At 70.7% G+C, this 21,589-nt stretch carries 23 protein-coding genes; 9 read left to right on the top strand and 14 right to left on the bottom strand.

The annotated features are described in order from the left end of the window. Positions 1 to 1,254, bottom strand: a complete 1,254-nt coding sequence (locus K6I34_RS04690) for a M6 family metalloprotease domain-containing protein (RefSeq protein ID WP_229322785.1) — start codon at positions 1,252 to 1,254, stop codon at positions 1 to 3. Positions 1,255 to 1,599: 345 nt separating this feature from the next. On the opposite strand from K6I34_RS04690, the gene K6I34_RS04685 reads away from it, so the two are divergent. After that, entirely contained in the window at positions 1,600 to 2,253 is a 654-nt protein-coding gene (locus tag K6I34_RS04685) for a TetR/AcrR family transcriptional regulator (RefSeq protein ID WP_229322784.1), read from the top strand. Between the two features lie 106 nt (positions 2,254 to 2,359). Continuing rightward, positions 2,360 to 3,883, top strand: a complete 1,524-nt coding sequence (locus K6I34_RS04680; RefSeq protein WP_229322783.1) for an MFS transporter — start codon at positions 2,360 to 2,362, stop codon at positions 3,881 to 3,883. Positions 3,884 to 3,996: 113 nt separating this feature from the next. Here K6I34_RS04680 and K6I34_RS04675 read toward each other — a convergent pair whose 3' ends face one another. Further along, on the bottom strand, positions 3,997 to 4,518 hold the full coding sequence (locus K6I34_RS04675) for a MarR family winged helix-turn-helix transcriptional regulator (RefSeq protein WP_229322782.1): 522 nt from the start codon (positions 4,516 to 4,518) through the stop codon (positions 3,997 to 3,999). A 149-nt stretch (positions 4,519 to 4,667) separates the two neighbouring features. Between K6I34_RS04675 and K6I34_RS04670 the strand changes: the two genes are divergently transcribed. After that, complete coding sequence (locus K6I34_RS04670; RefSeq protein WP_229322781.1) at positions 4,668 to 5,450, top strand: dioxygenase; 783 nt, start codon at positions 4,668 to 4,670, stop codon at positions 5,448 to 5,450. 155 nt (positions 5,451 to 5,605) lie between these two features. Here K6I34_RS04670 and K6I34_RS04665 read toward each other — a convergent pair whose 3' ends face one another. Beyond that, a complete protein-coding gene (locus tag K6I34_RS04665; protein WP_229322780.1) occupies positions 5,606 to 6,046 on the bottom strand; it encodes a hypothetical protein in 441 nt (146 codons plus the stop codon). A gap of 464 nt (positions 6,047 to 6,510) precedes the next feature. Between K6I34_RS04665 and K6I34_RS04660 the strand changes: the two genes are divergently transcribed. Then, the gene (locus K6I34_RS04660) at positions 6,511 to 7,518 is read left to right on the top strand and encodes an RNA polymerase sigma factor RpoD/SigA (protein WP_229322779.1); all 1,008 of its coding nucleotides are present in this window, start codon (positions 6,511 to 6,513) and stop codon (positions 7,516 to 7,518) included. A gap of 120 nt (positions 7,519 to 7,638) precedes the next feature. Here K6I34_RS04660 and K6I34_RS04655 read toward each other — a convergent pair whose 3' ends face one another. Continuing rightward, positions 7,639 to 8,604, bottom strand: a complete 966-nt coding sequence (locus tag K6I34_RS04655) for a YafY family protein (RefSeq protein ID WP_229322778.1) — start codon at positions 8,602 to 8,604, stop codon at positions 7,639 to 7,641. A 193-nt stretch (positions 8,605 to 8,797) separates the two neighbouring features. Between K6I34_RS04655 and K6I34_RS04650 the strand changes: the two genes are divergently transcribed. Beyond that, entirely contained in the window at positions 8,798 to 10,300 is a 1,503-nt protein-coding gene (locus tag K6I34_RS04650; RefSeq protein ID WP_229322777.1) for an MFS transporter, read from the top strand. 65 nt (positions 10,301 to 10,365) lie between these two features. Here the strand turns inward: K6I34_RS04650 and K6I34_RS04645 are convergent, their stop codons facing one another. Next, on the bottom strand, positions 10,366 to 11,196 hold the full coding sequence (locus K6I34_RS04645; protein ID WP_229322776.1) for a hypothetical protein: 831 nt from the start codon (positions 11,194 to 11,196) through the stop codon (positions 10,366 to 10,368). A gap of 193 nt (positions 11,197 to 11,389) precedes the next feature. Between K6I34_RS04645 and K6I34_RS38185 the strand changes: the two genes are divergently transcribed. Next, positions 11,390 to 11,524 (top strand): hypothetical protein, encoded by a 135-nt coding sequence (locus K6I34_RS38185; RefSeq protein ID WP_275126969.1) that lies wholly within the window; start codon positions 11,390 to 11,392, stop codon positions 11,522 to 11,524. A gap of 220 nt (positions 11,525 to 11,744) precedes the next feature. On the opposite strand, the gene K6I34_RS04640 is transcribed toward K6I34_RS38185, so the two are convergent. The 6 genes from K6I34_RS04640 to K6I34_RS04615 all read right to left on the bottom strand — a co-directional run bounded on the left by K6I34_RS04640 (position 11,745) and on the right by K6I34_RS04615 (position 15,666). Further along, positions 11,745 to 11,939 (bottom strand): hypothetical protein, encoded by a 195-nt coding sequence (locus K6I34_RS04640; RefSeq protein ID WP_229322775.1) that lies wholly within the window; start codon positions 11,937 to 11,939, stop codon positions 11,745 to 11,747. Positions 11,940 to 12,033: 94 nt separating this feature from the next. Next, positions 12,034 to 12,627: a sigma-70 family RNA polymerase sigma factor gene (locus K6I34_RS04635; protein ID WP_229322774.1), complete on the bottom strand. Its 594-nt coding sequence runs from the start codon at positions 12,625 to 12,627 to the stop codon at positions 12,034 to 12,036. A 112-nt stretch (positions 12,628 to 12,739) separates the two neighbouring features. Continuing rightward, positions 12,740 to 13,210, bottom strand: a complete 471-nt coding sequence (locus K6I34_RS04630; protein ID WP_229322773.1) for an NUDIX domain-containing protein — start codon at positions 13,208 to 13,210, stop codon at positions 12,740 to 12,742. Between the two features lie 53 nt (positions 13,211 to 13,263). Further along, on the bottom strand, positions 13,264 to 13,815 hold the full coding sequence (locus K6I34_RS04625) for a GNAT family N-acetyltransferase (protein WP_229322772.1): 552 nt from the start codon (positions 13,813 to 13,815) through the stop codon (positions 13,264 to 13,266). Next, positions 13,808 to 14,398, bottom strand: coding sequence for a GNAT family N-acetyltransferase (locus K6I34_RS04620; RefSeq protein WP_229322771.1), 591 nt, complete (start codon positions 14,396 to 14,398; stop codon positions 13,808 to 13,810). The genes K6I34_RS04625 and K6I34_RS04620 overlap by 8 nt, the downstream gene beginning before the upstream one ends. Continuing rightward, a complete protein-coding gene (locus K6I34_RS04615) occupies positions 14,383 to 15,666 on the bottom strand; it encodes a helix-turn-helix transcriptional regulator (protein WP_229322770.1) in 1,284 nt (427 codons plus the stop codon). Before K6I34_RS04615 ends, K6I34_RS04620 begins: the two co-directional genes overlap by 16 nt. Before the next feature lie 281 nt (positions 15,667 to 15,947). Here K6I34_RS04615 and K6I34_RS04610 point away from each other — a divergent pair, with 281 nt between their 5' ends. The 3 genes from K6I34_RS04610 to K6I34_RS04600 all read left to right on the top strand — a co-directional run bounded on the left by K6I34_RS04610 (position 15,948) and on the right by K6I34_RS04600 (position 17,646). After that, a complete protein-coding gene (locus K6I34_RS04610; protein WP_229322769.1) occupies positions 15,948 to 16,103 on the top strand; it encodes a hypothetical protein in 156 nt (51 codons plus the stop codon). Further along, positions 16,103 to 16,294 (top strand): hypothetical protein, encoded by a 192-nt coding sequence (locus tag K6I34_RS04605; RefSeq protein WP_229322768.1) that lies wholly within the window; start codon positions 16,103 to 16,105, stop codon positions 16,292 to 16,294. Before K6I34_RS04610 ends, K6I34_RS04605 begins: the two co-directional genes overlap by 1 nt. A 218-nt stretch (positions 16,295 to 16,512) precedes the next feature. Next, a complete protein-coding gene (locus K6I34_RS04600) occupies positions 16,513 to 17,646 on the top strand; it encodes a methyltransferase domain-containing protein (RefSeq protein WP_229322767.1) in 1,134 nt (377 codons plus the stop codon). Positions 17,647 to 17,697: 51 nt separating this feature from the next. On the opposite strand, the gene K6I34_RS04595 is transcribed toward K6I34_RS04600, so the two are convergent. From K6I34_RS04595 to K6I34_RS04585, 3 genes are all read right to left on the bottom strand, one after another. Further along, complete coding sequence (locus K6I34_RS04595) at positions 17,698 to 19,677, bottom strand: fructose-specific PTS transporter subunit EIIC (RefSeq protein WP_229322766.1); 1,980 nt, start codon at positions 19,675 to 19,677, stop codon at positions 17,698 to 17,700. Positions 19,678 to 19,743: 66 nt separating this feature from the next. Beyond that, a complete protein-coding gene (pfkB, locus tag K6I34_RS04590) occupies positions 19,744 to 20,691 on the bottom strand; it encodes a 1-phosphofructokinase (RefSeq protein ID WP_229322765.1) in 948 nt (315 codons plus the stop codon). After that, positions 20,688 to 21,449 carry a DeoR/GlpR family DNA-binding transcription regulator gene (locus K6I34_RS04585; RefSeq protein WP_229322764.1) on the bottom strand — a complete coding sequence of 254 codons (762 nt, stop codon included), beginning with the start codon at positions 21,447 to 21,449 and terminating at the stop codon, positions 20,688 to 20,690. Before K6I34_RS04585 ends, pfkB begins: the two co-directional genes overlap by 4 nt. Between the last annotated feature and the right edge of the window lie 140 nt (positions 21,450 to 21,589).

Here is a 21,589-nt window from a genome sequence, read left to right as displayed (position 1 = left end):
TCAGCGGCGCGGAACGCGTACCTCCACCCGCCATCCCCGTTTCGGCGAGCCGCCCAGGACCTCGATCCGTACGCCCGCCACCGTCGTCCGCTGCCCCTGGACGAACGTCGCGTCGCTCAGACCGGCGTTGACGTTCAGGTCGCCCCGGTAGCACCCGGCGCTGCCGGGGGTGGCGTCGACGGTGTGGACGGGGTCCGCGCCCGACGGGGTGTCGGTGGCGAGGGTCGTGACGAGGACGCCCGGGCGGCAGACGGCGTGGTCGACCGGGCCGGGCGCCCGGGCCTCCAGGGTGACGGCGCGGGTGCGCGAGAGCGGGACGACGGCGAGCTTGGGGCCGCCCGGGACCGAGGTCGGGGTCAGCGCCACCACGCGCGTGCCGGGGGAGGACAGGCAGCGCACCTGGCCCGGCGCCAGCCAGCCCAGCTTCCACTTGTGCCAGGCGAGGAAGTCGTTGGCGGGCCCCCAGTCCTCGTCCATCGGGTCCCAGTGCCCCACGGGCGTACGGCCCCGCACGGGGTGCGCGGAGTACAGGTCGGGGAGGCCGAAGGCGTGCCCGTTCTCGTGGTTGAGGACGCGGTACGGGCTGTCGCCGGTCTGTCTGCTCCAGATGAAGGAGACGTTCTCGAAGGGGGCGCCGTCGTGGGTGGTGACCCCCGTGGGCCCGCCCGCGAAGGTCACGGACCGTACGTCCTGGACGGCGGGCGGCCCGGCGTTCGGGGTGATCAGGACGTTGACGAGGTCGTAGCGCCGGAGGGCGATCCTCCGGCCGACGGCGGCGAGGATCTCCGCGGAGATCGCGCGGTAGCCGCCCCCGCCGGTGGCCTCGAAGGGCGCGCCGCGCGTGATGCCGTACGCGGCGTACGGGCGTGACATGCGGATCCAGCGCAGCACGGGGGTCGAGCGGTAGTCGAGCCGCCCGTACGAGGCGGTCCGGAAGTAGTCGGCGACCGCCGGGAAGAACTCGGCGTAGCGCTCCCGCGGGCTGATCCTGGCGGGCGCGTCCGGGAAGTCGACGAGGAAGGTGACGGCGCGGACGGTGCCGTACGAGCGGGCGTACCCGGCGGGGGTGCGCGCGGACTCGGAGACGCTGTCGGTGCGGCCCGCGAGCGCGCAGGGGCCGGACGGGCGGACGCCGCCGCTCGCCGCGGAGCCGAGCCCGCCGCCGAGCGCCGCGGCGGGCCCCTCCCGGGAGGGCAGCGGCGCGCTGAGGGTGAGCGTGGTCAGCACCAGGACCGCGATGGCCAGGGATCTCATGCGGGGTACCTCCGGGGCGCGGCCCGCTGTCCGGGCGCTCATCCGTGATCACTTGTGATCACTTTCTGTCGCGCGCCGCCCGGGCGCCCCCCGGCTGCGGCAGACGGGTTGCCCGGTCAGGCGGACGGATCAGCGGACGGATCAGCGGCCTGCGGCTCGGTCCACGGCTCGGTCCACGGCTCGGTCCACGGCGTGGTGACGCAGGACACATCCCGCGCCGGAAATAACCGGGGAGGCCCTCCCCGTTTAGCTGTCTGTCCGAACGAAACGGGGAGTCGCTCCCCGCTTATGCGTCGGTACGCAGAGCTCGGTGACCCGGCAGAAAACGGCAGAAAGGAGACCTCCGTGACCACGACCGCCACCACCGGCGAGCGGCCCCGCCTCCGCGCGGACGCCGTGCGCAACCGGGAGCGGATCATCGCCGCCGCCCGCGAGGTGTTCGTGGAGCACGGGGTCGAGGCGTCGCTCGATTTAATCGCTCGACGCGCCGGGGTCGGGAATGCCACGCTGTACCGGCACTTCGCGGATCGCGCCGAGCTGATCCGCCACGTCACCCTCTTCGTCCTGGGCCGTCTCGCGGACCGGGCCGAGGCAGCACGAGCCGAGGAGCCCGATGCTTTCCACGCGCTGAGGCGCTTCGTCCACGCCGCCGTGGACGAGCGGGTGGGAGCGCTGTGTTCGCTCTTCGCCGAGGCCGTCGACCCGACCCATCCCGACCACATCGCGGCGAGTGAGCGGCTGGACCGGGGCATCGAAGAGCTGATGGCGGCCGCACGCGCCTCCGGACAGCTGCGGTCCGACATCGCCGTCGGCGATGTGATGGTGGCGCTGGCCCAGCTGACCAGACCGCTCCCGGGCAAGGACATCGAGGTCTTCGACCAGTTCGCGCACCGGCACGTGCAGTTGTTCCTCGACGGCCTGATGGCCCCGGCCCGCTCCGAACTTCCCGGCAAGGCGGCCACCTTGGAGGAGCTGCGCCGCCACAAGTGCGGAGGCTGACGCCTCGTCGGTCTCTCCGTCGCCTCCTTCGCCAGCCCCCCACCACCAAGACTTCCGCGACGACTACGACATGTCGTCCGAACCGCACCGCTGAGGTAGACACCCCATGCCACAGACCACCACTGCCGACCCGAGGCGCTGGAAAGCGCTGATATTCATCGCTCTGGCCCAGCTGATGGTCGTCCTCGACGCGACCATCGTGAACATCGCGCTGCCCTCCGCCCAGGCCGACCTCGGCATCTCGGACGGCAACCGCCAGTGGGTCATCACCGCCTACGCCCTCGCCTTCGGCGGACTCCTGCTCTTCGGCGGCCGCATCGCCGACCTGTGGGGCCGCAAGCGCACCTTCGTCACCGGCCTCGTCGGCTTCGCCGTGGCCTCGGCGCTCGGCGGCGCCGCCATGAACACGGGCATGCTGCTGGGTGCCCGCGCCCTCCAGGGTGTCTTCGGCGCGCTGCTCGCGCCGGCCGCGCTGTCGCTGCTCGCCGTGACGTTCACCGACGCGAAGGAGCGCGCCAAGGCGTTCGGCGTCTTCGGTGCCATCGCCGGTGCGGGTGGCGGCGTCGGCCTCATCCTCGGCGGCGTCTTCACCGAGTACCTGAACTGGCGCTGGACGTTCTTCGTGAACATCCCCTTCGCCGTCGTCGCCGCGGTCGGCGCGATCGCCGTGATCCACGAGCCCGCCGACAGCCGCAACCCCTCGAAGCTGGACATCCCCGGCGTCGTCCTGGCCACCCTCGGTCTGGTCTCGCTGGTCTACGGCTTCACCCGCGCCGAGTCCGACGGCTGGACCTCCGGTGCCACGATCGGCCTGTTCGTCGCCGCCGTCGTGCTGCTGGGCTCCTTCCTGGTGGTCGAGTCCAAGGTGAAGTCGCCGCTGCTGCCGCTGCGCGTGCTCGCCGACCGCAACCGCGGCGGCGTCTACGCCGCGCTCGGCCTCGCCGCCATCGCGATGTTCGGCCTGTTCCTCTTCCTCACCTACTACATGCAGGTCGCGCTGGCCTACAGCCCGGTCAAGACCGGTCTCGCCTTCCTCCCGATGATCTTCACGATGATCGCCGGATCGACGCAGATCGGCGCGCGCCTGATGACCCGCGTCGCCCCGCGCTGGCTGATGGGCCCGGGCTTCCTGCTCGCGGCCGTCGGCATGCTCTGGCTCACCCGGATCGACCTGGGCACCTCGTACACCACGGGTATCCTGCCCGGTCTGCTGCTGATGGGCCTCGGCATGGGCACGGCCTTCATGCCCGGCATGAGCCTGGCCACGCACGGCATCCAGCCGCGTGACGCCGGTGTCGCCTCCGCGATGGTCAACACCTCGCAGCAGGTCGGCGGCGCCATCGGTACCGCCCTGCTCAACACCATCGCCGCGAGCGCCACCACGGCGTACGTCAAGTCCCACGCGACCGGCGTCGCCAACCCGATCGCGCAGAAGACGCTCGTCCTCCAGTCGAGCGTGCACGGCTACTCCGTCGCCATCTGGTGGGCGGTCGGCATCCTCGCCCTCTCCGCGCTGATCGCGTTCTTCGCGCTCAACACGGGCCACCAGGGCGGCGGCCCCGCGGCCTCCTCCGCCGACGGCGAGAACGCCGGGGACGCCGAGGAGTCCGTGCCGGTGATGGCGCACTGACGTGATGGCACACTGACGCGGATTCATATGCGTCCGTGAACAGCTGAAGGCCCCTGCCGGGAACGGTGGGGGCCTTCGTGTTTTCTTCCTTCTTCTTTTCTTCTTCTTCTCCGTCAGCGCCGCCAGGGCAGGTCGCCGCACTCCGGCTGCAGGCCGGTCGCGATGGTGCGGCAGATGTCGCCCAACTGGGTGACCTGCTCGGGCGTGAGCCGGTCGAAGAGGGCGCCGCGGACGGCCTCCACATGGCCGGGCGCGGTGCGGCTCAGCATCGCGAAGCCCTCGTCCGTGAGGACCGCGAGCTGGCCGCGCTTGTCGGAGGGACACTCCTCCCGCCGCACCCAGCCGCTCTTCTCCAGGCGGGCCACGGCGTGCGAGAGGCGCGAGCGGGTGATCTTGAGGCCCTCGGCGAGGTCGGTCATCCGCAGCCGTCGGCGCGGCGCCTCGGAGAGGTGGACGAGCAGCCCGTAGTAGATGTGCGGCATCCCGGCGTCGTGCTGGAGCAGCCGGTCGAGATGGTCCTCCAGGAGCGTGGTGGCGTGGAGGTACGCCCGCCAGGTGCGCTGCTCCTCGTCGGTGAGCCAGCGAGGCGCGGGCTCGTGCGTGTCGTCAGCGCCGTACGCAGGTCGTTCTGTCATGACATCCACTGTTTCACCCGTCGGCTTTCTCTCGATACTTGATTCTTGAACTCTAAATAAGGGAGGCGTAAGGTGTGAAGTGTTTGAGAGTTCAAATAAAACTCCGGTGGCCCCACAAGGGCATCCCGGACGACCCCAGGAGGGCACCCATGCCGGTCACCGCCGAGCGCATGCCCACGCTCTACCTCTCCCATGGCGCACCGCCCCTCGCCGATGACGCGCTGTGGCCCGGCCAGCTGGCCGCCTGGTCGGCGGAGCTGCCGAGGCCCACCGCGATCCTCATGATCTCGGCCCACTGGGAGGAGGCCCCGCTCGCCCTCGGCGCCACCGCGACGGTGCCGCTCGTCTACGACTTCTGGGGTTTCCCCGAGCACTACTACACGGTGCGGTACGCCGCTCCGGGCGCGCCGGAGCTGGCCGACCGGGTGCGGCGGACGCTGCGTGGCGCGGGCACGCCGGTGCAGGACATCCCGGACCGGGGGCTGGACCACGGCGCGTACGTCCCGCTCGTCGAGATGTACCCCGGCGCCGACATCCCGGTCCTCCAGGTCTCGCTGCCCACCCTCGACCCCGGGAAGCTGCTGGAGATCGGCCGCAAGCTGGCCCCGCTGCGGGACGAGGGCGTGCTCATCGTCGGCAGCGGCTTCTTCACCCACAACCTGGCCGTGCTGCGGCACGAGGGGGCGAACCCGCCCGGGTGGTCGACGGAGTTCGACGCGTGGGGGAGCGAGGTGCTCGCCTCCGGTGACGTGGACGCGCTCCTGGACTTCCAGCACAAGGCGCCGGGCGCGGCGCTGGCGCATCCGCGCACGGAGCACTTCGCCCCGCTCTTCGTGACGCTGGGGGCGGCGGGGGATGACGTTTCGCTGGCGCGGACCGTGATCGACGGGTTCTGGATGAAGCTGGCGAAGAGGTCCGTGCAGTTCGGGTGAGCGACGCCCGACGGCGTCGGTTCCTGCCCCGGGGCTTCGCCCCGGACCCCGTCGCCTGCTAGCTCGGTCCTGTGCGCGGTGTGGCGTCTGCGGGCCGTCCTCGGCTGGTCGCGCAGTTCCCCGCGCCCCTTACGGGGCGCTCTCCTCGCCGGGGCTCAATGCTCGTGCCAGTAGAAGACGTAGTACGACGTCAGTCCCATCGCCAGCCCGATCAGCAAGCCGATCTCCATGGCGCGGAGCACGGTCACCCCTGTCAGGGAGTAGAGGAAGCCCAGGCTCGCTCCGAGGAGTGAGCCGAACGCCGCCGCGCGTACCTCCGTGACCATCTTCTTGCGCTGCCGGATGAGGGCGTGGCCGAGGACGCCCGACACCACGGCCAGCGCGAGTCCGAGCAGCCAGTAGTTCAGCGGCGGCCAGCCGTTCTGGCTCGCGAGGAAGACGCCGTAGAGCCCGAGCATGACGGCGCCGGCGAGCGGGACGGCCCAGGTCCAGCGGTCGCCGCGGGCCTCGTGCGGGAGGTGGGTGCCGCGGGCCACCGGGCCGGGGCCCTCATGGGCGGCGTGGTGCCGCCCCGGCATGATCGAGTGCGCAGGCATCGCGAGCTCCTCTCGCCTCGTGCCCGCCGTACGCCGGCATGCCGCGCCCGCATTGCGCCCGGCGCGTCGGCGTACGGCACGTCGTGCATCCTCACCAGCGCACACCTCCGTACGGGTGACGGCAACTCGATCACCTCTCGAAATCTGCTGGAACCCGACCTTCCAGGCGTCTCGGGCAACCGTACGGGTGCATGCCTCGTCTTGGAGAGGGAAGGGCGCGGGGTCGCGGGGCGCCTCGTGAGCCCCTCCCGTACCTGGCCCGACCTGCGCTTTCCTGGGGCGCGGGGGTCCGCCCCGGCGATGTGGCTGGACAGGGTACTGCATGATCACAAAAAAGAAGATGTTTCGTGGGAATTCTGTCCGGATTCCAGTCGTTCTTTCCTTCGGACGGGGCACCCGTGACAGGGTCCGCCCTCAAGGGAGTCCCATCCGTCCCGCGACCGACTCATCGCAAGGGAGCACGCATGGCAACCCGTGCCGTCGCCCGTCGTCAGACCGCCGAGAAGGGCGCTGAAGGGGCAAGCGGTGTCCGCCACTCGAGCGGGGAGATCGCCGACCGCGACCTGGTCGGGATGTACCTCGACGAGATCGCGCGCACACCGCTCCTCGACGCGGCCGAGGAGGTCGAGCTCTCGCAGGCCATCGAGGCGGGTGTCTACGCCCAGCAGATCCTCGACGGCGTCATCGAGGACGGGGAGGCCAAGGCAGCGGGCGCGGACCGCGTGGAGCTGGAGGCGATAGCCGCCGAAGGAGCCCGCGCGAAGGACGTCTTCATCAAGTCCAATCTGCGCCTCGTCGTGGCCGTCGCCCGGCGCTACCCGCGCAGCGGCCTGCCCCTGCTCGACCTGATCCAGGAGGGCAACGCGGGTCTGGTGCGCGCGGTCGAGAAGTTCGACTACACCAAGGGTTTCAAGTTCTCGACGTACGCCACGTGGTGGATCCGCCAGGCGATCACCCGGTCCATCGCCGACCAGTCCCGTACGATCCGGCTGCCCGTCCACCTCGTGGAGGAGCTGGGCCGCATCCGTCGCGTCCAGCGCGAGTTCAACCGGGAGAACGGCCGCGACCCCGAGCCCGCCGAGATCGCCGCGGAGCTGGACACCACCCCGGCCCGCGTCAGCGACGTCCTCGACTGGGCCCGCGATCCGGTCAGCCTCAACATGTCCGTCGACGACGAGGGCGAGACCCAGTTCGGTGACCTGCTGGAGGACACCTCCGCCGTGTCGCCCGAGCAGTCCGTGATCGCCCTGCTGCGCAGCGAGGAGCTGGAGGAGCTCATCGGCCGCCTCGACACGCGCACCGCCTCCATCATCAAGGCGCGCTACGGCATCGACGACGGACGCGAGCGCACCCTCACCGAGGTCGGCAAGCAGCACGGCCTCACGCGCGAGCGCATCCGCCAGATCGAGAAGCACGCCCTGCTGGAGCTGAAGAAGATGGCTCACGCGACCGGTTTCGACGAGGCCGCGTAAGCGGCATGCTGCGTGGGCAGGACGCGGCGCGCGAGCGGCGCGTTCCGCCCCATGGACCGGGCCCCGGCGCCTTCCCCCCTGCGCCGGGGCCCTCCTCTTCATGGGGTCGGCTTCATGGGGTCAGCGCGGTGCCGCGGCCCGTGAGATGCGGGCGCCCAGCTCCGCCAGGTGGTCCACCAGCTCCCTCGGCTCGTGCGCCTCGAATTCGCAGTCGATCAGCGCCAGCCGGAAGGCCACCCACTCCAGCGAGTCGGAGGTCGTGAAGTCCAGCCGGCACCGGTCCTCGCCGAGGGGCGCGGGTGTGGCGAGCGTGCTCGGGAAGCGCGCCGCCACGAACTCCGCGGGGGCGTGCAGGGTGGCCACGATGCGGTACGTCGGCTGGAGCCGCGACATGGAGCGGCTCATGAACTCGGCCGCGTCCGCCGCGGGCAGCTCGCGCGGTGTGAAGCGCGCGCCCGTGGCGAGCGGATCGCTGACCCGGTCGACGCGGAACGTGCGCCAGTCGTCCCGGTCGATGTCGTACGCCACGAGGTACCAGCGCCGTCCCGTGCTCACCAGCCGGTGCGGCTCGACCAGCCGCCGGGTCTCGGTGCCGTCGCCCGTGCGGTAGCCGAACCGCAGCCGCTCGTGCCCGGTGGCCGCCGCGGCCATCACGGTGAGCGTGTGCGGGTCCACGGTCGCGGCGTCGCCCCAGGTCAGGGGCACGGTGGCGGCCTGGAGGACGGAGACGCGGTGCCGCAGCCGGGCGGGCAGCACCTGCTCCAGCTTGGCCAGGGCGCGTACGGACGCCTCCTCGACGCCGTCGACGGCGTGGCCCGCGCCCGCGCGCAGCCCCACGGCGATGGCCACGGCCTCCTCGTCGTCGAGCACCAGCGGCGGCATGGCCGCCCCGGCCGCCAGCCGGTAGCCGCCGATCGAGCCCATCGTGGCCTGGACGGGATAGCCCAGGTCGCGCAGCCGCTCGATGTCGCGGCGGATGGTGCGCGTGGTGACGCCGAGGCGCTCGGCGAGCTCGCTGCCGGGCCAGTCGCGCGGGGTCTGGAGCAGGGAGAGCAGGGTCAGCAGCCGTGCCGGGGTGTCGGTCATGTCACCCAGCCTGCCAGCGCACTGGGACACAAGCTGTCCTACATCACCTCTACTGTCGAAGACGTTCCACCGGCGACGTCCCATACTGGGATATTCCGCGCTGATGCGTCCCGTATCGGTACGTTCCGCGTCGGCCGGCCGACCGCGATCGGCAGCACGTCCCCCCACTGATTGCTCGAAAGGCACCGTCTTGATGACCACCGACTCACCACCCGCCGACCGCCGCCGCTGGCTGGCGCTGGCGGTCGTGATGACCGCGTCCTTCATGGACCTGGTCGACGTCACCATCGTCAACATCGCGATGCCGAGCATCCAGCGGGACCTCGACGCCTCGTTCAGCGTGCTCCAGTGGCTCGGCGAGGGCTACGCGCTCGCGTTCGCGATCGGCCTGATCACCGGCGGACGGCTCGGTGACATCTACGGCCGGAAGAAGATATTCCTGCTGGGCATGGGCGGCTTCACGCTCGCCTCGATGCTGTGCGGCGTCGTCAGCGACCCGCAGCTGCTGGTCGCGGCGCGGGTGCTGCAGGGCCTGATGGGCGCGCTCATGGTGCCGCAGGTGCTGTCGATCATCCATGTGACGTTCCCGGCGGAGGAGCGGGGCAAGGTCTTCGGCATGTTCGGCGCGATCGTCGGCCTCGGCGCGGTCTCGGGCCCGATGCTGGGCGCGCTGCTCACCCAGTGGAACATCCTCGGTCTTGAGTGGCGCCCGATCTTCCTGATCAACCTGCCGGTCGGCATCGCGGGCCTGATCCTGGGCCGCCGCTTCATCGAGGAGTCCAAGGCTCCGCAGGCGCTGAAGCTGGACCTGGTGGGCATGGTCCTGGCCAGCGTCGGCCTGCTGATGCTGCTCTACCCGCTGACGCAGGGCCGCGAGCACGACTGGCCGGTGTGGGGCTTCGTGTCGATGGTGTGCGCGGTGCCGGTGCTCGGCGGCTTCGTCGCGTACGAGCGCCACAAGTCCCGCAAGGACGGCTCGCCGCTGGTGGAACTCTCGCTGTTCAAGGTCAAGAGCTTCGCCGCGGGCATCGGCGTGCAGCTGACCTTCGGCCTGACCACTGGCATCTTCTTCCTGGTCTGGACGTTCTACATGCAGATCGGCCTCGGCTGGTCGGCGCTGCGCGCGGGCCTGACGGGCATCCCGTTCTCGCTGGCCGTCTCGGCGGCGGCGGGCATGTCGGTCCAGAAGCTGGTCCCGCGCTTCGGCCGCAAGGTGCTCCAGGGCGGCGCGGTGGTGCTGGCCGCGGGCGTCCTGACGTACATCTGGGAGATCGACCGCTATGGCGCGTCCATCAAGTCCTGGCAGATGGCCCTGCCGCTGATCATCATGGGTGCGGGCATGGGCCTGATCGTCGCCCCCATCACCGACGCCGTCCTCTCCGAGGTCCCGCGCGAACACGCGGGCTCGGCGTCCGGCCTCATCAACACCACGCAGCAGCTGGGCAACGCGATCGGCCTGGGCCTGGTCTCGGTCTCCTTCTTCGGCGTCGTCGACAAGGCGGACCCGAGGACGCGCGCGATGGCGGACATCTTCGGCGACGCGTTCACGCGTTCGCTGTGGTGGGTCGTGGGCGGCCTGGTCGTGGTCTTCGGTCTGATGTACCTGCTGCCGAAGCGGAAGGCGGCGGCAGCGGCGGCCGCGGGGGAGGGCACGGAGCAGGAGCAGGGACAGGGGCAGGAACTGGTGACGGCGTAGGGCTCTGGCTCATGTGAACGCCGGGTGGGTTGCCGTGAGGGCGACCTGCCCGGCGTTTGCGTTTTTCATGGATTGTGGGGGACCGGAGTGAGCGTGAACGTCTCGTTGTCGTACCGGAAATCCGCCGCCTCGGAATCACCGGAGAACGTCCTGAACGGCTTCCCCTTATCGTTGATCTCCGTCGTGCCCTGCACGCCGTCGGAGACCCAGCGCAGCTTCGCGGTCCACTCGACGTAGTCGTCGCACCAGCTCTCCAGGTGCAGATACTCGGGGTCGCCCGCGGACACCTTGTACGGGAAACCGACCGCCTTGGGGTCCAGGGTCCCGTCGGGGAGCTGCTGTTCCAGCTTGAAGGCCGGGGCCGGGTCGTCGAGGGCGGCGGCGTAGCGCCGGGGCGGGATGTCGGCACCGCAGCCGGTCCCCATGGCCATGCGCTTGCCCGGGACGTCGCGGCTCCTGTGCTTGAGGTCGAGCTCCAGCCCGGTCAGGACGATCGCCTTGTCCTTCGGCCCTTGGACGGTGACGTCGACGACGCCTCCTGTGGCCAGTCGGGAGCCCGTCTCCTTGCGTATCCGGTCGGCGATGGCGCTCTGCTTCTCCCGGTCCGCCCGTGGATCGGGCGCGTCACGGGAGAGCTCCCGCGTGAGGGTGTCCGCGACGTGCTGCGGGTCCTGGCGCAGCAGCCAGACGTTGCACATGGCGGTGTCCAGCGGCTGGACGCTGACGAGGGGCGGAGCAGCCTTGTCGTCGTTCCCGAACAGGCCCCCGACGAGCGAGATCCCGCCCTGCGTCAGCCAGCTGCCGATCGCGGCGACGGCGACCGCGGTCGCGGCCGTCACGAAGGCCGGCCGCCGCCACCAGGGCCTGGCCGGAGGATCACCGTCACCGTCAGCCATGGGTTGTCAGCCCCTCTGGGTGCGAACCGTGCCCCGCTCTGTCATCGGCCTGTCATCGGCCTGTCAGTGGATGGTCCCGCGGGTTCGCGCCGACGGCCAGCCGCCTGTCCGCGTGACGTGGAGTGCGGTGGCCCGCCGTGGGCGCGCGGTCTGCGGCGCGCAAGAATTCTCGGGCCGAGGAGTCCTACGGGCCATGAGTGAACGCATTGCCCTTGTGCTGACCTTGGCAATCGCCGCCGTCTACTTCGCGTACAAGGACCCCAAGCTCGGCGCGGCGCTCGGCGTCGGGGCCGCGGTGGCGGGGGTCCTGCTGCTGGTCGTCGAGTAGGCGAAACACCGAGTAGGCGAAACAGCACGTAGGCGAAACAGCACGTAGGCGAAACGTCGCGTAAGCGAAACGGGAAATCGAGCGTGTCCGCCTCTTCCCCCGACAGAGGCGGACACGCCTTCAGGCTTGTGTTACCCGGGCACCGGTCGAGCGCTCCCCTGATGGCCGGTCGACGCGGCCTGTGCTCGACGTGGAAGCCGGGCCCCCTTCCCCCCGGGGGTTATCGGCCGTTGGCACTGAAGTGCACGGCCGAGCCCGTGACGACCCCGTCCCGCTCTTCGAGTACGGCGATGAGCCTGCGCGTGTGGAGATCCCAGTCCGTGGGGTCTTCGGAAGGGTTCTCGGAGATGATCCTGTCGCTCTCCGCGAGGAATTCGGAGATCCTCTGCAGTGGCGAGGAACGGTCGTTTGGCACAGTTGGCTCCACGGTGTTGAGGTTTCGGTGTGCGGGATCCATTCCCTAGATCCCCACGGGGCCACGAAGAAGTGCGTCGCGGCCCCTAGGCGTCCTAGGCGAATGACCCGTCCCGAGGGGCGCCGAACGCGGCCCGGAGCCTGGCCGTGACGTCCGTCAGCACGCGCGAGACCCTCGACTCCGAGAAGCCGTACATCTCCGCGATCTCAACTCCCGTGTACTGCCAGACCTTGCTCAGCAGCCAGACGTCGTACTTCTCCTTGTCGCCGATGACGGCCTCGATCTCCAGCAGGTCCAGCTGGAAGCGCACCGTGGACCACGTGGGGTCGTCCCCGTCCGCCTGGCTCGAACGGGGCGTCGACGTCTCGGTGAACTCCCCGACGGATTCCTCCCGTTCGCGCGCCTTGCTCCTGGCCCATGACCTGATCGCGTTGCGGGACACGGTGTGGGCGAAGGCGTGCGGGCTGACGGTGAATTCCTCGCCGCGCAGGACGTGCTCCAGCACGGCCAGTTCGGCGCGCTGTGTGAAGTCCTCGGCGAGCTGGAGATCGCCGTGGCACATGCGGAGGTTCGCGTGGAGGAGCCGGGGACGGATCTCCTTCAGAATCTGGGACAGTTCTTCCTGCTTCCCGGGACTGAGACCCGGCTGTGGAGGATCGACACCATTCGCTCCGAGCTCCTCGGTCACGGCGATCCTTTCGATCTCGAGCGGCGTGAACCTTGCCCTCTGGGGGACGAATGGGGGCGCCTTTTCTTGCAGCGGGTGGAGTGGCGTGCATCACGTCACGTCATGGCTGGCGCTAGCCCAGGTACGGCGCGGGCCGGCGCTCAAGGAAGTGCCGGAGGCGAAGCCGCTGGGTGTGGTGCATGGGGAGTGATTCGAGCTCTTCGGGGGCCGCGAACCGCAGTTCCGTGCTCTCTTCCGAGATCGCCAGTTCGCCACCGGTGATCCGCGCGGTGAAACAGACGTTGAACTGCCGCCGCACCTCCCCGTCGCTGTACGCGATGACGTGCCGGGGATCGGTGTACGTCCCGACGAGCCCGGTGATCTCCACGTCGAGCCCCGTCTCCTCCTTGACCTCCCGCACGGCCGCACCGGGCAACGAGTCGCCCAGCTCCATGCCGCCACCCGGAAGTGCCCAGAGCCCGTTGTCGGCGCGCCGTTGCAGCAGAATCCGACCTCGGCTGTCGGTGACGACGGCCGATGCGCCTACGGCCATGCGGGTGGGCTGCGGCGCGTCGGGGTCGTCGTAGTACTCGGTGCGGGTCATGGGATCACCTCTCTGTGCTACGGCCAGGGGCTTTCCACTTCCATGCCGTTGCTTCAGCGGATGTCACGCAGCATCGCCGTCAGGATGGGGCCGTCCGGTGACGGCTGCTGCTCGCTGATCTTCTCGTAGCCCCAGGACTCGTACAGCGCCAGCACCTTGCCGTCCCCGGCCTCGGGGTTGACCAGCAGAGAAACGCGCTTCTCGGGGCGCCGGGCCAGCAACTCGTCGTGAATACGGCGGGCTGTTCCTGTCTTTCGCCACGCCTCCCGCAGCATGATCTCTTTCAGCGCGACCGTGGGCGTGCTGGCGCACCCCTCCGGAAGCGGAGTTGTCATGCGTCGCCACCAACGATCGTCCGGCTCCAAGGTGTTCACGTAGGCGTAGCCGACAGGCTCGTCCCCGTCGTAACCGATGACGGCCTCCCAGCCGGGGTCCTGGGCGTGACGGGCAAGACGCTCGCCGTACCGCTCGACCGAGTAGTGGGGACGGCGGAGCTGGTCGGCGCGGACCTCGGCGTACACCTCGATCAGGGTGGACCACACGGGCTCGATGGCGACGGTGTGGCGCAGGGCGATGCCGCCGACGAGTTTGGTGGTGTCAGTCATTGCTCTGGGCGTCCCCTCCATTCGTCATTCCGGGCGTTGAACCAGTCGATTCGTTGAGGGGGAGATCTGCAAGCATGACCGCGTACACGGGGGAGTCCGGGAACGGCCGGCGTTCGCCGATCTTTCGGTATCCCCAGCTCTCGTAGAGCGACTGGACCTTGGGGTGCGTGACGTCCACGAGGAGTGCGGCGAGGTCGTCGTCGAGACCGTTGAGGAGAGCCTGGTGGAGCCGTTCGGAATGGCCGCCCTTTCGCCACTTCGGGCGGACCATGAGTTCGGACACATGGAAGGTGCGGATGCGGGCCGGAGCGGGGTCCAGGTGATCACGCCACCACTCACGCTGCGGTGTCGCGGCCGCCCCGTAGGCGTAGCCGATCGGTTCGGCGCCGTCGTAGCCGATGACGCAGGCAAAGCCGGGATTCCCGGACCAATGGTCCACGAACCAGGGGAAGCGCTGCACGAAGGGGTCGTCGGTGCGGTCCGCGTAGGCGTCCGCGTGCACATCCAGGAGCGTCTGGCGGATCGCGGCGGCGTCGTCATGGGTGAAGTGCCGGACGTCGATGTCGGTCAAGATCGGCTCCATTCGCTGCGGAAGCGGTCGCCCCAGTCTTGAGCGATCCTGGTCGCGGGCGCAATGGTGATCAAGTCCCGGTAGAAGTCGCCGAGTCGGGAACGAATCCGGCCAGGGATCGGGTAGTCGGCCATCAGGACGAAGACGCTGGAGGCGGTGGTGCATGCCTGGTCGATGTCGCCTTGATGCAGCTGCGCGAGCGCAAGCCGTACGGTGGCCAGCGCACGGTTGCGGTGGAACTGGTCAGGGATCGATGACAGGGCCCGATGCGAGGCGGCCTCGGCGGCAGCGGAGTCCCCGATCTGGTCCCGCACGATGGCGGTGATGGCAGCGAGCTCCGACAGGCTGTAGAAGCGCGTCCACGACGGGCGCGGTTCCTGGGGGTCGGCTTTGCGGAGGGCGTCTTCGGCGTGCCCGAGGGATCGCAGTGCGGCGTTCCGGTTCCCCAGGGCGGCGTGGCTGACGGAAGTCCGGGCATGAGCGAGTGAGGCGTAGAGCGGATCGCTGCGCGTGATACCGACGGCTTGGGCAGCGTAACCGGCGTCCACGGCCTTTGTGTGTTCCTGGCGTTGGTGGGCCAGCATGGCGTACGAGTTCCAGACGCGCAGCTGGACGACGCCGTCCCGAGCCATGCCGGCGAGTTGCAAGGCTCGGTCGAGGTGTTGTTCGGCGCGGCTGGACTGGCGGGCGTCGATGGCAGACCACGCCGCGGTGGCGGTGTAGTTCGCGGCGACAGAGAGCAGGCGTTGTCGGATGCGCTGTGTGGCCGCCATCTGCTGCAAGTCCAGGGCCCTGCGGGCGCCGGACAGGGCGGCACTTTCCAGTGCCTTGTGGCCACCTCTGCGAGCGTCAAGAGCCGTCAAGGTGTCCAGGCCCTCTCGCAGCTCGACGACATCGGAAGTGCCGACACGGCGGGGGCGGGTCGAAAGGATGGGAACGGCGGCGGCGGTCGTCCCTGCGGTCGCTGTGAGGAATTCGCGGCGGAGCACGTGACTCTCCGGAGTGCTGGTTGTGGTACGTCCGCCTGGCGGCGGTACGAATCCGAGCTCTTCGGCGCTACATCCGAATATTGCCTCCAAGGCTTTCCGTTGCCGAGTATGCGGCCAGCGGGTCTTTCCAGTCAGCCATTGGCGGACCGTGCGGTCGGAGACAGTGCCGGGGTGCCCGGCGCTGATCAGGAACGCGTTCACTTCGTCCGCGAGCTCGTTCTGGGTGAACCCTGCCTCGTGCAGGTGTTCTTGAAGGGGTCGGTTGCACTCACTGGGAGCGATACCCGTCATGGTGCTCACGGTAGCGAGACAGCCTGTGGCGCAGCACTGCCCAGGGCGAGTGTGCCGGAAATTTCCGGTGGGTTGCGAGTGGTGTCCAGGGCGTTTTTCCTCCCGTGCCTGAGCAGGTCGCGGTTGTACTGGAGGCGGACGCGTTGCCGTCTGCTGAGGGCCCGTACCGGGCCTGTTCCGTCGAACGTGACACGAGAGGCATGCTCATGCCCGAATCGCAGGCCCCAGACACTTCCGCCGACCTGAGTACCCGTGTGGCAGCCGCCAATGCCATGAGCCGAGTGGAGGCGAACACGACCGGGATGGCGAGCTTCGCGCCCTGTCGGCACTGCCACCGCCTCACCCTGGCCCGGGCCGTGGCCATGCGTGAGTGCCAGGTGGCGGAGGTCGACGCGCTGAGCGCCGAGCGGGAGCGGCACCGGCGGGAGGACCATTGATGCACGGTCTCGTTCCCGTGGTGCACTCGGCCGGGCCGGGGGCTGTCGACCCGCATCCCGGCTGTGCGATCTGCGCGCGCCTCACCAGTGAGCGGCACCGGAGTACCCGGCTCCAGGACTGGGTCTGGGCGCAGATCCTCGCCTGGGGCATGAACGCCCACTGGGAGGCCGCGCACCGTGTGATGCGGTAACCCGCGTCGCCCTCAAGCTTTCACCTCAGCCAAGCCGTTGGGCCCCTACCATGCCGCCATCCGTTTCCCGGTCAGAGGAGCGTCATCCCTTGGGCAAGCACGGAGACAAGCCCGCCCCGAATCCCGAGCCCCGCGAGCCTTCCCCTCGGGACGGCGATGGTCAGCACCCTGACGTCGCCAAACCCGGTAGCGGAACGCACCGGAAGGACAAGTAGCCGGTGCTCGACGTTCTGCACGCCGAGGCCGCCGACGCCCTCGACGGCCTCGGCGTGTTCAGGCAGCCGTGGATGCGTACCGCCTTCCTCGAAGTGCCTCGGCACGCCTTCGTCCGTGACACCGTCTGGGTCTTGGACGGCAGCCAGTACCGGCCGGTGTCCCGGGCGGACGATCCCGAGCGGTGGGCCCGTGCGGTGTACGCGCCCACCGCCCCGGCCGTGACCCAGGTCGACGACGGCGCTCCGGGGGACACCGGCACCGGTCGCGAGCCGACGTCGTCGATCAGTGCGCCGGACGCGGTGTTCACGATGCTGGACGTTGCCGACCCACGGCCCGGCAGCCGGGTTCTTGAGATCGGGACCGGCACCGGCTGGAACGCGGCGCTGCTCGCCGGACGGTGCGGGCAGTCCCGCGTGACCACGATCGAGATCGATCCTCGCGTCGCCGACGAGGCCCGTACGGCGCTGGCCGCCGCCGGTTGCCCGGACGTGACCGTCATCCGCGGTGACGGTGCGCTGGGCCACGCGTCCGGCGCGCCGTACACCCACGTGATCAGTACGGCCGCGGTGTTCACCGTCCCCTACGCCTGGGTCGGGCAAGCCGCGCCGGGCGGCAGCATCGTGACCCCCTTCACGACGGCGTTCTGCCCGCACGGCCTCGCCCGTCTCACCGTGGGCGCCGAGGGCGCCGTGGGCGCCGAGGACGGCACCGCACACGGCTTCTTCGCCGGTGCCATGACCTTCATGCCGCTGCGCGCCCAGCGCACCGAGAACCGCATCAGGGAACTGTTCACCGATCAGGCGTGGCAGGAGTCCCGTGACAGCAAGGTGGGCGACAGCCTCGCCGCTCTGGGGAGTCCGCATGCGGAGTTCGCGGCAGGACTTCTCCTGCCGGGCATAGCCCACTGGCGCGGGGACGATGGCGAGTGGCTGTGCGGCGACGGTTCCTGGGCCCTGGTCTGCGACGAAGGCTGCGCCCACCAATGGGGCCCGCGCAGCCTCGCCGACGAGGCGGCCCGCGCCGCGGCCTGGTGGCAGCGGCAGGGGGAGCCTGAGCTGTACGAATTCGGGCTCACCGTCACCAGGGACGGGCAGCGGTACTGGCTGCGCGAACCCGACGCCACGCTCATGGGCTGAAAGACGTGAGCCCCGCGCCGCCTCAAAAGGGGCACGGGGCTCACGTACCACTCAGGCGGCGGCAGCTGCTTCCGGCCTGCGCGCAGCGCTCTTCAATGCGATCACCGACGCCGCGCTCACCACCGTTCCCGCCGCGATCGCGACCAGGTACAGGAACGGCGCGCCGATCAGCGGGATCACGAACGCACCGCCGTGCGGGGCGCGCAGGGTGCAGTCGAAGGTCATGGAGAGGGCACCCGTGACCGCGCCGCCCGCCATCGCCGAGGGGATCACCCTCAACGGATCCGCCGCCGCGAAGGGGATCGCCCCCTCGGTGATGAACGACGCGCCCAGCACCCACGCCGCCTTGCCGTTCTCCCGTTCCGCCCGGGTGAAGAGGCTGCCGCGCAGTGCCGTGGCCAGGGCCATGGCCAGGGGCGGGACCATGCCCGCCGCCATCACCGCGGCCATCACCTTGAGGCTGCCGCCGTTGGGGTCGGTGAGGCCGCCGACGGCGAACGCGTACGCGCACTTGTTGAGCGGGCCGCCGAGGTCGAAGCACATCATCAGGCCCAGGATCACCCCGAGCCCCACCGCGTTGGCGCCGGACAGGCCGCCCAGCCAGTCGGTGAGCGCCTTCTGGAGCGAGGCGACCGGCTTGCCGACCACCAGGAACATCAGGAAGCCGACCACCGCCGACGACAACAGCGGGATCACGACCACCGGCATGATGCCGCGCAGCACGGCCGGTACGTCGAGACGTTGCACGGCCATGACCGTGCCGCCCGCGAGCAGACCGGCGATCAGGCCGCCGAGGAAGCCCGCGTTGACGGTCAGGGCGATCGCGCCGCCCACGAACCCGGGGACGAGACCGGGTCGGTCGGCCATCCCGTACGCGATGTAGCCCGCCAGTACGGGCACGAGGAAGCCGAAGGCCGCGCCGCCGGTCTGGAAGAACAGCGCCGCCCAGCTCGCCGACTCCGTCCACGCGAAGTGCTCGGCCACCGACGGCGCCTTGTTGATCTGGTAGCCGCCGATCGCGAAGGCGAGCGCGATGAGCAGGCCGCCCGCGGCGACGAACGGGACCATGTAACTGACGCCGGTCATCAGCCACTTGCGCAGTCGGGCGGCGTAGCCGTCCTCGGGTTCGGCGGCCTTGTCCATGGGGGCCGCTGTCGTCGCCGTGGCCGCCCGGGCAGGGTTCGCGGCGGCCAGTTCCCGTACCTCCGCGATCAGTTCGGCCGGGCGGTTGACGCCCGCCTTCACGCCGACGTCGACCGTCGGCTTGCCCGCGAAGCGGTCCTTGTCCCGTACCTCGACGTCGTGCGCGAGGATCACGGCGTCGGCGGCGGCGACCGTCTTCGGGTCCAGCCTGGTGAACCCGGCCGAACCCTGCGTCTCGACGGCGAGCTCCACGCCCGCGGCCTCGGCGGCCCGGGCGAGGGCTTCGGCGGCCATATAGGTGTGGGCGATGCCGGTGGGGCAGGAAGTGACGGCGACGATCCGGAAGGGGGTCTTCTCCCCGTTCCTCGCTTCGCCCCTGCCTCTGTTCTCGTCCTCGTCCCCGGCCCTCTCCCCGTCCTTGCGGATCGGCTCGTCTTCCTCCGGAGGCTCCTCCCCGCGTATCAGCGCCGCCACCGTCCCCGCGCTCCGCGCCGACCGCAGCGCGTCCGTGAACTCCTGCCGCATCAGCTGCCTCGCCAGTGAGGACAGGATCGTCAGGTGGTCGTCGTCCGCGCCCGCCGGGGCCGCGATGAGGAAGATCAGGTCGGCCGGGCCGTCCGCCGCGCCGAAGTCGACGCGTGCCGCCGAGCGGCCGAAGGCGAGGGTCGGCTCGGTGACGTGGGCGCTGCGGCAGTGGGGGATGCCGATGCCGCCGTCGAGACCGGTCGGCATCTGGGCCTCGCGCGCGGCGACGTCGGCGAGGAAGCCGTCGAGGTCGGTGACGCGGCCCAGGGCCAGCATGCGTTCGGCGAGGGATCTCGCGGCCGCTTCCTTGGTGTCGGCGGCCAGGTCGAGGTCGACCAGGTCCGCCGTGATCAGCTCACTCATCGCGGGCTCCCTTGCACGCGTGGGGGGTTGTCCTTCCGCGGCGCACGTCCGCGGTGGTCGGGAACGTCACGGCACCGGCTCCGTCAGGGCGCGGTCCAGCGGTACGGCGTCGGTCACGGTCACCGCCGCCGGGTCCAGGTCGGACGGCGTCGGCATCGCGCTGCCCGGCAGTTGGACGGCCGCGGCGCCGTGGGCGAGGGCGGAGGCGAGGGCCTCGGGGCCCGCGCCCCCGGCGATGAGGAAGCCCGCGAGGGACGCGTCGCCCGCACCGACGTTGCTGCGGACGGCGGGCACCCGGGCGGTGCCGAAGTGCGTACCGGAGGCGTCGACGAGCAGCTGCCCGTCCGCGCCGAGGCTGGCCAGGACGGCCCGTGCGCCCAGTGCCCGCAGTTCCTCCGCGGCAGCGACCGCGTCGCCGACCGTGGCCAGCGGGCGGCCGACCGCCTGGGCGAGCTCCTCCGCGTTGGGCTTGACGACGTCGGGGCGCTCGCGCAGCGCGGCGGTCAGGGCCGGGCCCGACGTGTCGAGGGCGATCCGCGCCCCGGCGGCGTGCGTACGGGCCACCAGCTCGGCGTACCACTCGGGCGCGAGGCCGCGCGGGAGGCTGCCGCAGCAGGCGATCCAGTCGGCGTCGGCGGAATGGGACCGCACGGCCTGCATCAGCGACTCCGCCTCGTCGGCGGTGACGTGCGGGCCCGCGGCGTTGACCTTGGTGAGGGTGCCGTCGGGTTCGGCGACGGAGATGTTGACGCGGGTCGAGCCGCCGACGGGCAGCCCCGCCGCCTCGATGCCGTGCTCGTGGAGCAGCCGGAGCAGCAGCGCGCCCTCGGGCCCGCCGATGGGCAGGACCGCGACGGTACGGTGCCCGGCCGCGGCCACGGCGCGGGAGACGTTGACGCCCTTGCCGCCCGGGTCGACGCGGTCGGTGTCGGCACGCAGGACGGCGCCGCGCTCCAGCCGGGGCACCTCGTAGGTGCGGTCGAGGCTCGGGTTGGGCGTGACGGTGAGGATCATGCGCGGACCACCGCCGGGCCCACGGCCTCGATGGCGCGCGCGGCGTCGTCGGCGAGCCCCGTGTCGGTGATCACCAGATCGACGGCGGAGAGATCGCCGAAGCGGGCGAAGTAGCGCTGCCCGTACTTGCCGGAGTCGGCGAGCAGTACGACCCTGCGGGCGGCCCCGGCGGCGGCCCGTTTGACCGCGGCCTCGGCGAGGTCGGGCGTGGTGAGCCCGCCGTCGAGGGAGAAGCCGTTGGTGGCGAGGAACGCGACGTCGGCGTGGATCTCCCCGTACGCGCGCAGGGCCCACGAGTCCACGGCCGCCCGCGTACGGTGCCGGACACGGCCGCCGATGAGGTGCAGCGCTATGCCGGGGTGGTTGGCGAGGCGAGCCGCGACCGGCAGGGCGTGGGTGACGACGGTCAGCGTGGAGTCGGGCGGCAGCAGCGCGGCGAGACGGGCGGCCGTGGTGCCCGCGTCGATGATCACGCTGCCGTCGGGGGGCAGCTCGGCGAGCGCGGCGCGGGCGATGGCGTCCTTCTCGGCGGCGGCCGTGGTCTCGCGCTCGGCGAGGCCCGGCTCGAAGTCGAGCCGCCCGGCGGGGATCGCGCCCCCGTGCACGCGGCGCACGAGCCCGGCCCGGTCGAGTGCCTTGAGGTCGCGTCGCACGGTCTCCGCCGTGACCCCGAACTCCTCGGCGAGCGACAGCACGTCCACGCTCCCGCGCTCACGGGCCAGCCGCAGGATCTCCTGCTGACGCTCCGGTGCGTACATGTTTTACGTCCGTTCGGTGCCCGAGTGTGTGGTTCGTAGGGAAGTTACCGCGAGTACCGAAGAGAAGTAAAGGGATTCGGGCATGAATGGGCATGAGCGGGCGCGGGGGAATGCGGGGGTGATGGCGCGGGTGCGAGGAG

It is taken from the genome of Streptomyces sp. UNOC14_S4 (assembly GCF_020740835.1).
Classification (GTDB): domain Bacteria; phylum Actinomycetota; class Actinomycetes; order Streptomycetales; family Streptomycetaceae; genus Streptomyces.
The sequence above is the reverse complement of the archived record's forward strand: the minus strand, read 5'-3'. Positions and strand labels throughout refer to the sequence as shown.

Excerpts from the sequence above, each read along its gene's own strand:
- K6I34_RS04645 (WP_229322776.1), bottom strand. The coding sequence starts at position 11,196 with ATGGCTGACGGTGACGGTGATCCTCCGGCCAGGCCCTGGTGGCGGCGG.
- K6I34_RS04660 (WP_229322779.1), top strand. The coding sequence starts at position 6,511 with ATGGCAACCCGTGCCGTCGCCCGTCGTCAGACCGCCGAGAAGGGCGCT.
- K6I34_RS04665 (WP_229322780.1), bottom strand. The coding sequence starts at position 6,046 with ATGCCTGCGCACTCGATCATGCCGGGGCGGCACCACGCCGCCCATGAG.
- K6I34_RS04625 (WP_229322772.1), bottom strand. The coding sequence starts at position 13,815 with ATGACTGACACCACCAAACTCGTCGGCGGCATCGCCCTGCGCCACACC.
- K6I34_RS38185 (WP_275126969.1), top strand. The coding sequence starts at position 11,390 with ATGAGTGAACGCATTGCCCTTGTGCTGACCTTGGCAATCGCCGCCGTC.
- K6I34_RS04605 (WP_229322768.1), top strand. The coding sequence starts at position 16,103 with ATGCACGGTCTCGTTCCCGTGGTGCACTCGGCCGGGCCGGGGGCTGTC.
- K6I34_RS04585 (WP_229322764.1), bottom strand. The coding sequence starts at position 21,449 with ATGTACGCACCGGAGCGTCAGCAGGAGATCCTGCGGCTGGCCCGTGAG.
- pfkB (WP_229322765.1), bottom strand. The coding sequence starts at position 20,691 with ATGATCCTCACCGTCACGCCCAACCCGAGCCTCGACCGCACCTACGAG.
- K6I34_RS04655 (WP_229322778.1), bottom strand. The coding sequence starts at position 8,604 with ATGACCGACACCCCGGCACGGCTGCTGACCCTGCTCTCCCTGCTCCAG.
- K6I34_RS04670 (WP_229322781.1), top strand. The coding sequence starts at position 4,668 with ATGCCGGTCACCGCCGAGCGCATGCCCACGCTCTACCTCTCCCATGGC.
- K6I34_RS04680 (WP_229322783.1), top strand. The coding sequence starts at position 2,360 with ATGCCACAGACCACCACTGCCGACCCGAGGCGCTGGAAAGCGCTGATA.
- K6I34_RS04690 (WP_229322785.1), bottom strand. The coding sequence starts at position 1,254 with ATGAGATCCCTGGCCATCGCGGTCCTGGTGCTGACCACGCTCACCCTC.
- K6I34_RS04630 (WP_229322773.1), bottom strand. The coding sequence starts at position 13,210 with ATGACCCGCACCGAGTACTACGACGACCCCGACGCGCCGCAGCCCACC.
- K6I34_RS04650 (WP_229322777.1), top strand. The coding sequence starts at position 8,798 with ATGACCACCGACTCACCACCCGCCGACCGCCGCCGCTGGCTGGCGCTG.
- K6I34_RS04615 (WP_229322770.1), bottom strand. The coding sequence starts at position 15,666 with ATGACGGGTATCGCTCCCAGTGAGTGCAACCGACCCCTTCAAGAACAC.
- K6I34_RS04620 (WP_229322771.1), bottom strand. The coding sequence starts at position 14,398 with ATGGAGCCGATCTTGACCGACATCGACGTCCGGCACTTCACCCATGAC.
- K6I34_RS04595 (WP_229322766.1), bottom strand. The coding sequence starts at position 19,677 with ATGAGTGAGCTGATCACGGCGGACCTGGTCGACCTCGACCTGGCCGCC.
- K6I34_RS04675 (WP_229322782.1), bottom strand. The coding sequence starts at position 4,518 with ATGACAGAACGACCTGCGTACGGCGCTGACGACACGCACGAGCCCGCG.